Source organism: Neorhizobium alkalisoli (assembly GCF_002968635.1).
GTDB classification, from domain to species: Bacteria; Pseudomonadota; Alphaproteobacteria; order Rhizobiales; family Rhizobiaceae; genus Neorhizobium; species Neorhizobium alkalisoli.
Genome location: NZ_PVBN01000011.1, coordinates 116,955 through 130,612, shown reverse-complemented (window position 1 = coordinate 130,612; position 13,658 = coordinate 116,955). Strand labels below are relative to the sequence as shown.

At 60.6% G+C, this 13,658-nt stretch carries 11 protein-coding genes and 2 pseudogenes; 2 read left to right on the top strand and 11 right to left on the bottom strand.

All coding sequences use genetic code 11. The features are described from left to right. Positions 1-207 precede the first annotated feature (207 nt). The 4 genes and pseudogenes from C5L13_RS21960 to araD form a co-directional block, all read right to left on the bottom strand. A pseudogene (locus tag C5L13_RS21960) lies at positions 208-1,726 on the bottom strand (aldehyde dehydrogenase (NADP(+))). 67 nt (positions 1,727-1,793) lie between these two features. Continuing rightward, positions 1,794-2,504 (bottom strand): ribonuclease activity regulator RraA, encoded by a 711-nt coding sequence (locus C5L13_RS21955; RefSeq protein ID WP_105385399.1) that lies wholly within the window; start codon positions 2,502-2,504, stop codon positions 1,794-1,796. A 21-nt stretch (positions 2,505-2,525) separates the two neighbouring features. After that, a complete protein-coding gene (locus C5L13_RS21950) occupies positions 2,526-3,716 on the bottom strand; it encodes an L-talarate/galactarate dehydratase (protein WP_105385398.1) in 1,191 nt (396 codons plus the stop codon). A 9-nt stretch (positions 3,717-3,725) separates the two neighbouring features. Then, on the bottom strand, positions 3,726-5,462 hold the full coding sequence (gene araD, locus C5L13_RS21945) for an L-arabinonate dehydratase (protein ID WP_105385397.1): 1,737 nt from the start codon (positions 5,460-5,462) through the stop codon (positions 3,726-3,728). A gap of 145 nt (positions 5,463-5,607) precedes the next feature. Between araD and C5L13_RS21940 the strand changes: the two genes are divergently transcribed. Continuing rightward, positions 5,608-6,327 carry a GntR family transcriptional regulator gene (locus C5L13_RS21940; RefSeq protein WP_105385396.1) on the top strand — a complete coding sequence of 240 codons (720 nt, stop codon included), beginning with the start codon at positions 5,608-5,610 and terminating at the stop codon, positions 6,325-6,327. Between the two features lie 29 nt (positions 6,328-6,356). Here C5L13_RS21940 and C5L13_RS21935 read toward each other — a convergent pair whose 3' ends face one another. The 5 genes from C5L13_RS21935 to C5L13_RS21915 form a co-directional block, all read right to left on the bottom strand. Further along, positions 6,357-7,304 (bottom strand): 2-hydroxyacid dehydrogenase, encoded by a 948-nt coding sequence (locus C5L13_RS21935; protein ID WP_105385395.1) that lies wholly within the window; start codon positions 7,302-7,304, stop codon positions 6,357-6,359. Then, entirely contained in the window at positions 7,301-8,935 is a 1,635-nt protein-coding gene (locus C5L13_RS21930; RefSeq protein ID WP_105385394.1) for an ABC transporter ATP-binding protein, read from the bottom strand. The genes C5L13_RS21935 and C5L13_RS21930 overlap by 4 nt, the downstream gene beginning before the upstream one ends. Next, positions 8,928-9,854, bottom strand: coding sequence for an ABC transporter permease (locus C5L13_RS21925; RefSeq protein ID WP_205836870.1), 927 nt, complete (start codon positions 9,852-9,854; stop codon positions 8,928-8,930). The genes C5L13_RS21930 and C5L13_RS21925 overlap by 8 nt, the downstream gene beginning before the upstream one ends. A 3-nt stretch (positions 9,855-9,857) precedes the next feature. Beyond that, positions 9,858-10,772 carry an ABC transporter permease gene (locus C5L13_RS21920; protein WP_105385393.1) on the bottom strand — a complete coding sequence of 305 codons (915 nt, stop codon included), beginning with the start codon at positions 10,770-10,772 and terminating at the stop codon, positions 9,858-9,860. 154 nt (positions 10,773-10,926) lie between these two features. Next, positions 10,927-11,802, bottom strand: coding sequence for a DMT family transporter (locus C5L13_RS21915; protein WP_105385392.1), 876 nt, complete (start codon positions 11,800-11,802; stop codon positions 10,927-10,929). 105 nt (positions 11,803-11,907) lie between these two features. On the opposite strand from C5L13_RS21915, the gene C5L13_RS21910 reads away from it, so the two are divergent. Beyond that, positions 11,908-12,219, top strand: coding sequence for a hypothetical protein (locus tag C5L13_RS21910; RefSeq protein WP_158693505.1), 312 nt, complete (start codon positions 11,908-11,910; stop codon positions 12,217-12,219). A gap of 9 nt (positions 12,220-12,228) precedes the next feature. Here the strand turns inward: C5L13_RS21910 and C5L13_RS21905 are convergent, their stop codons facing one another. After that, positions 12,229-13,419 (bottom strand): cystathionine beta-lyase, encoded by a 1,191-nt coding sequence (locus C5L13_RS21905; RefSeq protein ID WP_105385390.1) that lies wholly within the window; start codon positions 13,417-13,419, stop codon positions 12,229-12,231. Beyond that, a pseudogene (locus C5L13_RS29380) lies at positions 13,416-13,646 on the bottom strand (hypothetical protein); the annotation flags it as partial. The pseudogene C5L13_RS29380 and the gene C5L13_RS21905, both read right to left, overlap by 4 nt. Positions 13,647-13,658 lie beyond the last annotated feature (12 nt).

Genomic DNA, 13,658 nt, shown 5'->3' with positions numbered 1-13,658 from the left:
ATATACCAGTTGACGCAACCAATCAAGCGAAACGACCCGCTACCGGGCGGAGAGCAAGCCGCCAAAGCAGCGGTCACCCGGCTGAAGCAATCAGAGCATGTATCGTCTCGACTTCTTCCCCGTCAGGTCGGTCGATGGTGCGCTCACCGGCCTGCTTCGATGATCTCGCGCAGGCCGGGTGGGGCGATCATGTCTGTATTCCTCGGTTCAGTTGCGCAGATCTGCTGGCAAAAGCTCTTCTGGAAAATTCTGGTAGGCCACCGGCCGCAGGAACCTGCGGATCGACATGGTTCCCACGCTGGTTGCTCCGAAATTAGTAGAGGCAGGATAAGGTCCACCGTGAACCATAGAGTCGACGACCTCTACGCCGGTCGGGAAGCCGTTGACCAACACTCTGCCGGCCTTCCGCTCGACGATCGGCAGCAGTTCGCGCGCAAGCCCAAGATCCTCATCTTCCATATGGATCGTAGCCGTCAGTTGCCCCTGGAAGCTTTCTGCCAGCTCGACCATTTCCTCACGCGAGCCCACGCGGACGACGAGGCCGAGAGGACCGAACACCTCCTCGCTGAGCGCATGGTCGGCAAGCCACGCCGAGCCGTTTGTCTCAAACAGATTGGGCGCTGCCTCACGGCCCTGTGCCGGGCGCGTTCAGTACCGGCGCAACCGCATTGCTTGCCCTCATGCGCTCGACACCGTCATGATAGGCGGTGGCGATACCGTTGGTCAGCATGGTCTGAGGCGCGACCTTTTCCAGAGCCGCCTTGGCCGCGGCGGTAAACTTGTCCGCCTCCGGGCCGTCGACAACCACGGCAATGCCCGGATTTGTGCAGAACTGACCCGCACCGAGGGTCAGCGAAGCGGCCCAGCCGGAGCCTATCGCCTCTGCTCTGGCGGCCGTCGCGGCTGGCAGCACGAACATCGGGTTGACGCTGCCGAGCTCGCCGAAGAATGGGATCGGTTCCGGTCGTTGCGCGCAGAGGTCGAAGAGCGCCCGTCCGCCAGCAAGCGATCCGGTGAAGCCGACTGCCTTGATGGCCGGATGGGTGACCAGAGCCGTGCCGACATCACGGCGACCGCCTTGGATCAGGCTGAAGACGCCAGCCGGCATACCGGTCCGTTCGATGGCGGCGACCATGGCCTCGGCGATGATCTCGCCCGTGCCTGGGTGAGCGGAATGTCCCTTCACCACAACCGGGCATCCCGCAGCAAGCGCTGCGGCCGTGTCACCTCCGGCCGTCGAGAACGCGAGCGGAAAGTTCGAAGCGCCAAAGACGGCAACCGGGCCGATCGGCCTTTGCACCAGGCGGATCTCCGGTCGGGGTGCCGGCTTCCGGTCGGGCTGCGCCGGATCGGTGCGCCTGTCCAGATGCTCACCCTTGCGGATATGATCAGCGAAAAGTTTGAGTTGGGCGGTCGTACGACCGCGCTCGCCGTTCAGGCGAGCTTCGGGAAGCCCCGTCTCCTGCGTGCCGATGAGGGTCACGGCCTCGCCGCGCTTGTCTATCTCCTCGGCAATCGTTTCGAGGAAAAGAGCACGCTCCTCACGGGTCTTTGCTGAAAACGCCGAGAAGGCAGCTTCGGCGGCACGGCAGGCACGGTCTACCAGATCGGTCGTTCCGACGGCAAAATCATGGGCAGGCCCATGCGCCGGTTCGGAACGAAACGTCGTCGTGCCCGCGGTCCATTCGCCGGCGATAAGGTGCTTGCCCGAAGGGGTCCAGGTCATCGATGTCCTCCTAGCCGAAGTCGCTGCTCCGGTCCGTTATGCTCGACTGTTGAATACAAGGCGCGCATCAGCGGCCGTTGGCCTTACGCCATTCCGCAAAGAGCGTCAGATTGCTTTCGTCCGTCGCGGGATACAGCCCGACGATCGTATGCCCCTGCTTGACGCGCTCGGTGACGAAGTCCTCGTAAGCCGTCATTTCGGTCGCCTCTTCTGCAATCTCATCGGCGATTTCCGCCGGGATGACGATGACGCTATCGTCGTCGCCGACAACGATGTCTCCCGGGAAGACCGGCACGTCACCACAACCGATCGGCACATTGATGTCGATCGCCTCGTGCAAGGTGAGGTTCGTCGGGCTGGAGGGACGATTGTGGTAGGCCGGGATATCCAGGCCGCCAATTGTCATTGCATCACGGAACCCACCGTCGGTGACGACACCGGCGCTGCCGCGCATCATCAGACGGGTGATCAAAATATCGCCCGCCGAAGCCGCGCGCGGATCCTTGCGGCTGTCCATCACCAGCACGTGGCCTTCCGGGCAGGTTTCAATGGCAAGCCGCTGCGGATGTTTCGGGTTGCGAAAGACATTCATCACATTGCGGTCTTCCCGGGCGGGCATGTAGCGCAGGGTGAAAGCCGGCCCAACCATATTACGGCCCTTCGGCTGCACCGGCCTCACATCCTGGATCGTCTGGTTTCTCAGACCACGCTTGAAGAGCGCCGAGCACAGTGTCGCTACCGAGACACCCATCAGCTTTTCACGGGTTGCAGGGTTCATATGTCCTTCTCCTTGTTTCGCTCACGCGCCGAAACTGCGGGTTTCCACCGTCCAGTCGCGAGCTTTGCCCGTCAGGCTGCAGCCAAGGCCCGGGCGGCTCGGCACGATCATCCGGCCGTCCCTAATTTCGAGTTCTTCGTTAAACAGCGGTGCCAGCCAGTCGAAATGCTCGACCCAGGGTTCATGGGCATAGGCAGCGGCCAGATGCAGATGGATCTCCATAGCGAAATGAGGGGCGAGGCGCATGCGTTTGGCCTCAGCCTGAGTGCAGATGCGCAGGAAAGGTGTGATACCCCCGACCCGCGGTGCATCCGGCTGAATGAAATCCACTGCATCCGCCCGGATCAGCGCCATGTGTTCCTCGGCGCTTGCCAGCATCTCGCCTGTCGCGATGGGGGTAGCCAACTCCCGTGCCAGTGCCGCATGGCCTTCCGCATCATAGGCATCAAGCGGCTCCTCTATCCATTCGAGATTGAGCGGCTCGACCAGTCGGCCGAACCGTAGCGCCGTGGTCCGGTCCCACTGCTGGTTGGCGTCGACCATCAGCGGCACCCGGCCATCGATGTGACTGGTAACGGCGTCGAGCCGGCGGATATCGATCATCGGGTCCGGTTGCCCGACCTTGATCTTGATGCCGCCGATACCCGAGGCGATCGAATGATCGATGGCATCGCGAATCTCCTCGACGCTCGATGACAGGAAGCCACCGGAGGTATTGTAGCAGGCCACGCTATCGCGATGCGCACCGAGAAGCTTGGAAAGCGGCAGGCCGGCGCGCTTCGCTTTCAGGTCCCAGAGGCAGATGTCGACGGCTGCTATCGCCTGAGTCGCAATTCCGGAGCGACCGACCGACGCGCCCGCCCAGCATAACTTGTCCCAAAGCCGGGCCGTATCGTTCGGGTCTTCGCCAATGAGGTTGTCGGCAATCTCACAGGCATGTGCGTAAAGACCGGGGCCGCCGGCGCGCTTGGAATAGCTGAAGCCGAGGCCGCTATGGCCCGCTTCAGTCGATATCTCGCAGAACAGGAAAGCCACCTGCGTCAACGGCTTCTGCCGGCCCGTCAAAACCTTCGCATCGCTGATCGGCCGCGCCAACGGCAGGTAAGCGAGCGAAAGGGTGATCGTTCGGATCGCATCCAGCTTGGACGGACCGGCAGCGAAACCGGCCTTGGGAGGCTGTGCGGGGATCAAGCGTTTATCGGGGTCAAACATGGTGATGCCTCAGTTGATTACCGGTTCAGACGTCTTGCCGCCGAATTCCGTCTTCAGAAAATCAAAGTCGCAGCCTTTGTCGGCCTGTTCGATATGGCTGGAGAACATGAAGCCGTAACCGCGTTCGTAGCGACGGATCGGAACGGTCCAGGCCGCGCGGCGGGCAGCTATCTCCTCCTCCGAAACCAGCATGTTGAGGCTGCGCGCGGGAATGTCGAGCTCCACCAGATCACCCGTCTTCAAGAGCGCCAGTGGACCGCCGACATAGGCCTCGGGCGCGACATGCAAGACGCAGGCACCGAAGCTGGTGCCCGACATCCGGGCATCCGAGATACGGACCATGTCGCGCAGGCCGAGCTTCAGGAGAGCCTTGGGCATCGGGATCATGCCCCATTCCGGCATGCCGGGGCCGCCTTGCGGGCCTGCATTGCGCAGCACCAGAACGGTATCCGGCGTCAGTGGGTAGTCGGGGTCGTCGATGATCTTCTTGAGGTCCGGATAGCTGTCGGCGACCAATGCCGGACCGCGATGCCTATGAAATTTCGGATCACAGGCCGCCGGTTTGATGACTGCTCCGTCAGGACAAAGGTTACCTTTCAGCACCGCCAACGAACCTTCATGGTAGACGGGGTTCGACAGCGGCCGGATGACGTCGTCATTGTAGATCTTCACCTGGTCGAGACCGTCCACCAGCGGCTTTCCTGTCACCGTAATCGCAGTTGGATCCAACTTGTCCCCGAGCTGCTTCATCAGGGCGCGCAAGCCCCCCGCATAGAAGAAGTCTTCCATCAGGTAGGTTGAACCAGAAGGGCGGATATTGGCGATGACCGGCGTCGTGCGACCGATGCGGTCGAGATCATCCAACTCCAGCGGAACTCCTGCACGGCGGGCCATGGCGATCAGGTGAATGATCGCATTGGTGGAGCAACCGGTTGCCATGGCGACCGTGACCGCGTTGTCGACGGCCGCCGGAGTGATAATGTGATCCGGGGTCAGATCCTCCCACACCATATCGACGATGCGGCGGCCACAGGCCGCCGACATGCGCTGGTGATTGGCGTCGGCGGCGGGAATGGAAGACGCGCCGGGCAAAGTCAGCCCCATCGCCTCGGCGATGGCCGTCATCGTCGAGGCCGTGCCCATCGTCATGCAATGGCCGTAGCTGCGGGCGATCCCGCCTTCGATCCCCTGCCATTCCTCCTGGGTAATGGTGCCGGCGCGACGCTCATCCCAATATTTGAACCCGTCGGTTCCCGAGCCCAGCGCCTTGCCGGCATAGTTGCCGCGAAGCATCGGGCCGGCTGGCAGATAGATGAAGGGAATGCCCATGCTGACCGCACCCATGACAAGACCTGGCGTGGTCTTGTCGCACCCGCCCATCAGGACGGCGCCATCGACCGGGTGACTGCGCAGCAGCTCTTCGGTCTCCATCGCCAGCATGTTGCGATAGAGCATGGTGGTCGGCTTCACGAAGTTTTCAGAAAGGGAGAGTGCCGGCAGTTCCATGGGAAAACCGCCCGACTGGAGGACACCCCGCTTCACCCACTCTACACGTTCACGGAAATGCATGTGGCATGGCTGCGCATCAGACCAGGTGTTGATAATCGCAATGATCGGTTTACCCTGCCAATCCTCCGGCGCATAGCCCATCTGCATGGTTCGCGACCGGTGGCCGAAAGAGCGCTGATCATCCGGCACCATCCATCGCGCCGAGCGCAGTTGCTCGTAGGTTTTTTTCGCGGTCATGGGTTCCCTCCTTACGCAGGCGCTCGCCCCGCCTGCGGCCTCGCTTAACTAATATTTTAGTCTATCATATATATCAATGGTAATTTTGCATTGTTGTGTATCAGCGGCTCTGCGACTATGACTGCGCAAAAAGGATTTGGCCCATATGAACTCCCAGCTCGCTGCAACCCTTGGCCTGTCTGCACCCGGTTTTCCGGTCGTCGTCGGCGGCACAGTCCAGCGGGTCTATGACGATCTGCGCAAACGCATCATTACCATTCAGTTGCCGCCCGACACCACGTTGTCGCGTACCGAGCTTACCGAGACGTATGAGGTCAGTCAGACCCCGATCCGTGAGGCATTGCAGCTTCTCAAACAGGAGGGTTTGGTTCGTATCTATCCCCAGTCCCGCACCGTAGTGACCCGGATCGACGTCCTGCAGATTTACGAGGCGCATTTTCTTCGTGTCGCGCTGGAAACGGAAGTCTGCCGCCGCTTGGCGGCCGATCCGGATCTGGATCCGAGCGTCATCACACGCGCCCGTTCGATCATCAAAATGCAGACGGCGGTCGCCGACGACCCAGAGCAGGTTGCGATCTTCCAGGAGCTCGACGAACTCTTCCACCAGACATTGTTTGCCGGGGTGAAACGCAGCAGCCTGCACCAGCTGGTTCGCGAGCGGTCTGGTCACCTCGAGCGCATTCGCCGCCTGCATCTGCCCGAAAAGGGCAAGATCATCAGCATTCTCGAAGGCCACCGCGCCATCATCGAGGCGATTGCCGCTCGGGACGAACAGGGTGCCGTCGATGCCATCCGAGAGCATCTGAGCCGCACTGTCGCAAAGGTCGAAGACCTCCGGAAAGAGTTCCCGCACTATTTCGTCTGATAGCGCAGCGCCGTCGGTTTCAGGCCCAGTCAATTGACAGGGGTCAGCAGCGGCCTGCCGGCGAAGAAGGCCGCAAGATTGTCAACCGTCAGTTGCGCCATCCTATCCCGCGTCTCCTCCGTCCCGCTGGCGTGATGGGGATAAAGAACGACGTTATCGAGGTCGGAAAAGGCTGGATCGGGATACGGCTCGTTGAGATAGACGTCCAGGCCTGCCGAAGCAATTCGCCTTTCCTGCAACGCCCTGATGAGGGCCGGCTCGTCGACCACCGTGCCGCGGGCTATGTTGATGAAACTGCCGGTCGGGCCAAGCGCATCCAGCACCTCGGCCGATATCAGGCCTTCCGTCGACGACCCGCCGGGCGTCGCCACGATCAGAATATCGGCCCATGCGGCGAGTTTCACCGGATCGTCGAAATAGGCGAAAGCGTTGCCCGATTTCTTCGTCCGCCCGTAGTAGCCGATCGTCAGCCCAACGGCCTCGCAGCGCCGGGCTATCGCCAGGCCAATCCTGCCAAGGCCGACAATACCTGCTTTCTTTCCTCCCGTTGAGGTAGTCAGCGGCATCATGCCCTTGCGGCCCCAGTCACCGGTACGCACATAACGATCGCCTTCCGGCAAACGTCGTCGCGCGGCCAACATCAAAAGCAGCGCCGTGTCGGCAACATCGTCGCAAAGCACTTCCGACGTATTGGTGAGCTTGATGCCGCGCTCGGTCATCGCGTCGATATCCATCTGATCGTAACCGGCCGACGAGCAGGCAACCAGTTTCAGCGCCGGCAACTGGGCAAGCAAGTCCCTGTCAACGATCACATGACCATTAGAGACCATGGCCGTGCAGCGCGGGCCGGCCTCGGCGAGAAGCGCCTCGCGCTCCGCGCCTTTTACAAGATCCAGCCGGTGCAGCGCGTAACTCTCCTCCAGCATTGCCATCTGACTGGGCCGGAGGGGGAAGGCGACGAGTACATCGGGTTTCATGCGGGAACGAGTCCTTCCTGTCTGCGACGTGCGGCGCGACGGGTTGCCTGCACGTCTGGATCCGGGTCAAGGCTGGCTGCAAGAAGCGCCTGCGTATAGGGGTGAACAGGCGCATCGAATATCTGGCGCACTGGTCCCTCCTCGACGATCTCGCCCGCCTTCATGACGATAACGCGATCTGCAAAATCACGGACCACCGGAAGGTCGTGCGCGATGAAGAGATAGGAGAGGCCGAATTCGCGGCGCAAACCCTCGAGCAGCGCAATGACCTGTGCCTGGATCGATACGTCGAGAGCCGACACCGCCTCGTCGCAGATGATCAGCTTCGGCTCCATCGCCAGTGCGCGGGCAATGGCGATACGCTGACGCTGGCCGCCGGAGAACTGATGCGGATAACGTTCCGCCATGTCGGGCTTCAGACCCACCTTGACCAGAAGTTCGGACACCCTGTCCTTCCATTTCGCCTTGGGGAGGATGTCGGAATGGATGACCCAGGCCTCAGAGATCAGCTGATAAACCGTCATCCGAGGATTGAGCGATTGGGTCGGGTCCTGGAACACCATCTGGAGATCGCGCCGCAGCCCAAACATCTCCTTCGGCGTCATCGCTAGAAGATCTTTGCCGCGATAAAGAACCTGTCCCTCCTGCGGATCGTCCAGCCGAACGATCGCGCGAGCGAGCGTGGATTTTCCCGAGCCACTCTCGCCGACGACCGCAACCGTCTCGCCCGGCATGATGAAAAAATCCACCCCTTTCAGGGCCTGGAACGAGCCATAACTCTTCTTCAGACCGACCCCGTGCAGCAACGGGTCACCCTGTCGGCTACGCTCTTCCGGCATGGCGCCCTTCCCAGGTGCTGCCGCGATCAGCTTTTTCGTATAAGCGTTCTGGGGATCACGATAAACCTCCGCCGCATTGCCGGTCTCGACGATGCATCCGGAATTCATCACCACGACCCTGTCGGCGATCTCGGCGACAACGCCGAGGTCATGGGTGATCAATAGCATGCCCATTCCGGTTTCCTGCTGCAATTCCTGCAGCAGTTCGAGCACTTGCGCCTGCACCGTGACATCCAAAGCCGTCGTCGGTTCGTCGGCGATCAGAATATCGGGCTTGCACGCAATCGCCATCGCGATCATCAGGCGCTGTCGCTGACCTCCGGAAAATTGGAACGGGTATTTACGCATCGCCTTTTCGGGATCGGTTATGCCGACACGCCTGAGCAGTTCGAGTGCCCGCACATTGGCACCTCCCCCGGTCTGGCCATGGGTGGTCATCATTTCCGTGATCTGCCAACCGACCGTGTAGACGGGATTGAGATGTGCCAGCGGATCCTGAAAGATCATCGCAATCTTCGCGCCGTTGATCAGCCGCCGCTCCTCCGGCGTCATCTTCAGCATGTCACGGCCGTCGAGGAGAATGGTGCCGCTGGTTATCTTGCCCGGCGGCATGTCGATCAGGTTCATGATCGCCGAAGCGGACACCGATTTGCCCGAACCGCTTTCTCCGAGGATCGCCAGCGTCTCGCCGCGATCAAGGTGCCAACTGACATTTTGAACCGCCCTGACCGTGCCGACGGCGGTGTGGAACTCGACCGAAAGGTCGCGGACTTCCAACAGATGTTCAACCATTTTTCCTGCCTCCCATCTCAAGGCGCCAGCGTTGCGTCGGATCAAGCGCGATTCGCAGCCAGTTCGACAGAAGATTGAGCGACAGCGTCGTCAGGATGATCGCAAGCCCCGGCCAGAAGGACAGCCACCAGGCATTGGTGAGATAAGGCCGCCCTTGCGCGACCATCAGGCCCCAGGTGATTTCAGGCGCCTGAATGCCTATGCCGAGGAAGGACAGCGAGGATTCCGCCAGCATCACGAAGGCGAAGTCGAGGGTAGCGATGGTGACCAGCGTCGGAATGATGACCGGCAAGATATGGCGAAAGACGATGCGCCAATGAGAGGCACCCATGACCTTGGCCGCCTGCACGAACATGCGCTCACGCACTTCCAGGACTTCCGCGCGCGTGGTGCGCAGATAGATTGGAATACGCGTAATCGCCAGAACCAGGACGATGTTGGCGACGGAAGGCTCCAACATGTAGAGCACGATCACGGCCAGAAGCAGTGACGGAAACGACATGATGACGTCGCCGAGACGCATGATCCATTGGGCTGCGGCAGATCGACTGTAGCCTGCCACCAGCCCAAGCACCGTACCGACAATCGATGAGGCAAGTACCGCTGCAGCAGCCACCAGAATAGTGTTCTGTGCCGCCACGACGACGCGAGCGAGAAGCGGCCTGCCGAGTGCATCTGCCCCCAAAACGTAAAGCCATCCGCGCGCGATATCGAAAGGCGGCGCATTGCGGCCCCGCAGGTTCTGCTTGGTTGCGATCCCCTCCAGCAAAATAGGGCCAAACAGCGCGCAGAGAAGAATGACCAGAAGAAAAAGCGCGGCCAGGAACGCAAACTTGTCCGCCCACAACATGGCCAGCCAGCGCGAAAACGGGCCGGTCGGCTTTTTCTCGGCAAGGATCTGTGTGTCAGTCATCGTCATCGCTCAATACCGGATACGCGGATCGAGCAACGCATAGGCGAGGTCGATCAACAGGTTCATGATGAAGATCGCCAGTGCCGAGACCATGATTACGGCCAGCACGACGGCAAAATCGCGAAGCAGTATCGAATCGATCATCAGCTTGCCTATGCCCGGGAAACCGAACACGGTCTCGACGACAACAGCACCGTTCAGGATGGCAGCCGATTGGTCGCCGATAACAGTGATCACCGGCAGCATGGCGTTGCGCAATCCGTGAACAAAGATGATCGAGGTCGACCGCACACCCTTGGCACGGGCCGTCTTCACATAGGCGGAGGAGAGCACGCTGATCATCGAGCCGCGCACCACCTGCAGGATCAAGCCGAAGGGCCGGATGAACAGAACACCGACCGGAAGGACCCAGTGCCACACACTTCCCGTTCCCGATGTCGGCAGAACGTGCAATTTGACCGCAAAGATCACGATCGCCACGATGGCCAGCCAGAAGTCCGGCGCCGCGGCACCGATCAGCGAGAAGAAGGTGGCAATGCGGTCGAATACGCCGCCGACGCGAAACGCAGCCAGCGAACCGATGATGATCGCGGCCACCGTCACCAGTGCCATGGTGATGACCGCCAGCCAGAACGTCCAGACGAAGGCTTCCAGTACGACATCCATGGCAGGGCGCGCTTGCCGCAGAGACTGGCCGAAGTTTCCCTGTACAAGATCCGACACGTAGCGACCGAACTGCACAATCAACGGATCGTTGAAGCCGTTGATCTCACGAAACTGCTGCCGCATTTCCGTGGTCGCATCAAGCGGCAGGTAGAGGTCGGTCGGATCGCCCGTCAGCCGGGACAAGAAGAATACGATAACGATGAGGACCACGAGCGATACGCCGCTGGCGATCGCCCGTTTGCCGATGAAACTCTTCATGCCGCTCCTCCCGAGTGAATGCATGCAGTCTTTTGCTTAGTCCGGAAACGCCGTGTCTCTCCTCAACGGCAATGCTTTCCATGAACCAGCACCCGCTCCAAGTGAAATATTAGTGCATCTAGAATTTTTGTGAACCGCCTTTTTTTGAAAATCGTCACAAGCCATCGACAGGCGGCTTTCGCCGCCACGGCCAGCCGCTGCTCGCGACGATGGCTGCACCGATGATCAGGGCGGCACCGATCCACGTCTGAGCTGCGGGAGTTTCACCGAAAAGGGTGAACGCCATCAGCGCCACGATCGGAAGCCGCAGAAAATCGAACGGCGCTAGTACGCTTGCATTCGCCAGACCGAAAGCGCGCGTGATCAGCGTCATGTTGAGCGCGCCAAGCACGCCTTGGATGGCAAGCAGTCCCAGCTGGTTCCATGTCGGCATCGACCAGACCGGCAACATGACAATGAAGCCGAGCGGTACTGTCATGATGAGATTCCATGCGACCAGCCGATCCGTGCTGTCTCTCAGAGCCATACGCCGCAGCATCAACTGGCTAGCCGCCGTCAAGATCGCGCCCGCCAACGCAAACAGCAGCCATTGGTCGAAACCGGAAGCTCCCGGGCGAATGATGATCACGACGCCGACGAGCCCTGCAAATATGCCGACAACACTGGCCATGCCAACACGCTCTCCCAGCAGCAGCCACGCACCGAGCACGAGAAACACGGGCATGGTGAAATTGATGGCCGTGGCGTCCGCCAATGGCGCATGCGCAAAGGCGATGAACAAGGTGACGAGCGAGGCAAGCTTCAGAGCAGCACGCACAGCGTGTAGAACGCGGTAGGGAGATGCTTTAAGGCCAATCCGTGCGACGATCCACGGAGAGACGATGAGGAGCCCGAAGAACGACCGGAAGAAGCCGATCATCAACGGATGCACTTCACCTGCCAAGGATCGCACGATAATTGCGTCGAGGCTATTCAGGAAGGCGGCCACCACCATCATGGATATGGCAAGGCCCGTGCAACCGATCCTCATCGCACACCCTCTGATCGAGGCGCCGCGCATTCGCGCCCCGCTACGCATTGGGCATCCAATGCTGCAATGCCTTCAACGAGCAACGTACGAGAAAATGAAACGTCCGTGGCGGCCATGCTTATCTCCGGGGTGCAAATCGCTGGCCGCACCGGAAATGCGAAGCCGTCTCTCAGCACCGCCTTTTTCCATTACCGTTCGGTGGGCGGCTGCACCACCGGTCTTTATCACGATTCTGGAGAAGAGGTGACGCGGTTGGTAAATATGTCGGGACCTGTGCCGATGCGGGTGGGCCGCCTTGATCCCGAGCCCGAAATCATGCGGCCGATCGGCAAATCGGCAATCTCGTTGGCACCTTGGAGGCGCCTCAAATCGGATCACTTCGACGTCACGGCGATATCTAGGCAGGTGTCCTTATAGCGAGCGACCTCAGGCCTCTCCTGCAGCTCTTAGCCCTCGCTCGAGATCCCCGATCAGGTCGCCCACGTCTTCCAACCCTATCTGCAAGCGAAGAACCGGACCACCCGTCGGCGGCGGAGTGACTTTCCGGTCGAACAGGCTGACGTGGAGAGCGAGACTCGGGAAGCCGCCCCAGGAATAGCCGAGCCCGAAGAGGGTGAGAGCGTTGAGGAAAGCCTGCGCCTTGCGTTTGTAGTCCTCCTTCCGCTCGACGCGCAGCACGAAGGAAAAAATGCCGCTCGCGCCCTTGAAATCACGCTTCCAGAGATAGTGTCCCGGGAAACTTGGAAGCGCCGGATGCAGGACTTGCGCGACGTCCTCCCTGCTCTCCAGCCATTTGGCAATGGCAAGCGCACTTTGCTGATGTCTCTCAAGCCGAACACCCATTGTGCGCAACCCGCGCAATACCTGATAGGCGTCATCTGGGGCACCGCAGATACCAAGCGAACCATTGGTCTCCTTCAGTCTCGGCCAGTGCCTTGCATTGGCAGAGACGGTACCCATCAGAATGTCGGAGTGGCCGGCCGGATATTTCGTGACCCCCTGGATGGAGACATCGACGCCGAAGTCGAGTGGCCGGAAGTAGAGCGGCGTCGCCCACGTGTTGTCCATGCTCACGACGGCGTCGTATCGATGCGCCACGGCAACGATCGCCGGGATGTCCTGCATCTCGAATGTGTTGGACCCCGGCGCCTCGGTATGGACGAGCTTCGTGTTCGGGCGAAAGAGTGTTTCGATGCCGGCCCCGATCATCGGGTCGTAGAACTCCACCTCGACGCCGAAGCGGGATAGCATCGTCTCGCAGAAATGCCGGGTCGGCCCATAGACGGAATCCACCACCAGCGCGTGATCGCCGGGCGAGAGATAGGCAAGAAAGGCGATCGTCACCGCCGCAAGACCGGATGGAACCAGGATGGTTCCGGCCGCACCTTCCAGTTCGTCGATCGCGTCGCAAAGCGCGTTGGTGGTCGGGGTCCCGCGCGTACCATAGGTATACTTCTGGGCGTGTGTCTCCATGATCTCGGCGGTAGGAAAGAGAACGGTCGAGGCCCGGACGGGCGGCGGATTGATGAAGCCGTGGTAGTCGAAGGGGTCGTATCCGGCGCGTACGAGTTGGGTGTTGATGCCGAACGAGCTGTTCGGCTTGCGGTCCTGGGTCATGCAAATACTTTCGACGTGTCTTGATGTGGAGTGTCCAACTCCTGCGGCAAAAGCTTCCAGCCCAGCGCAGGTGCGATCTTTTCGGCAAAATCGGAGATGATCTGGACGTATTCCTCCAGAGCGAATTCATAAGGCAATTCCAGCCGAAGCTCCCCGACTTGCGATAGAACGCTGTCGGTGAACAGCCTTTCGAGGATCTCGTCGGAGCTACCGACAAGGTCGCGGCTGAGACAAGAGGA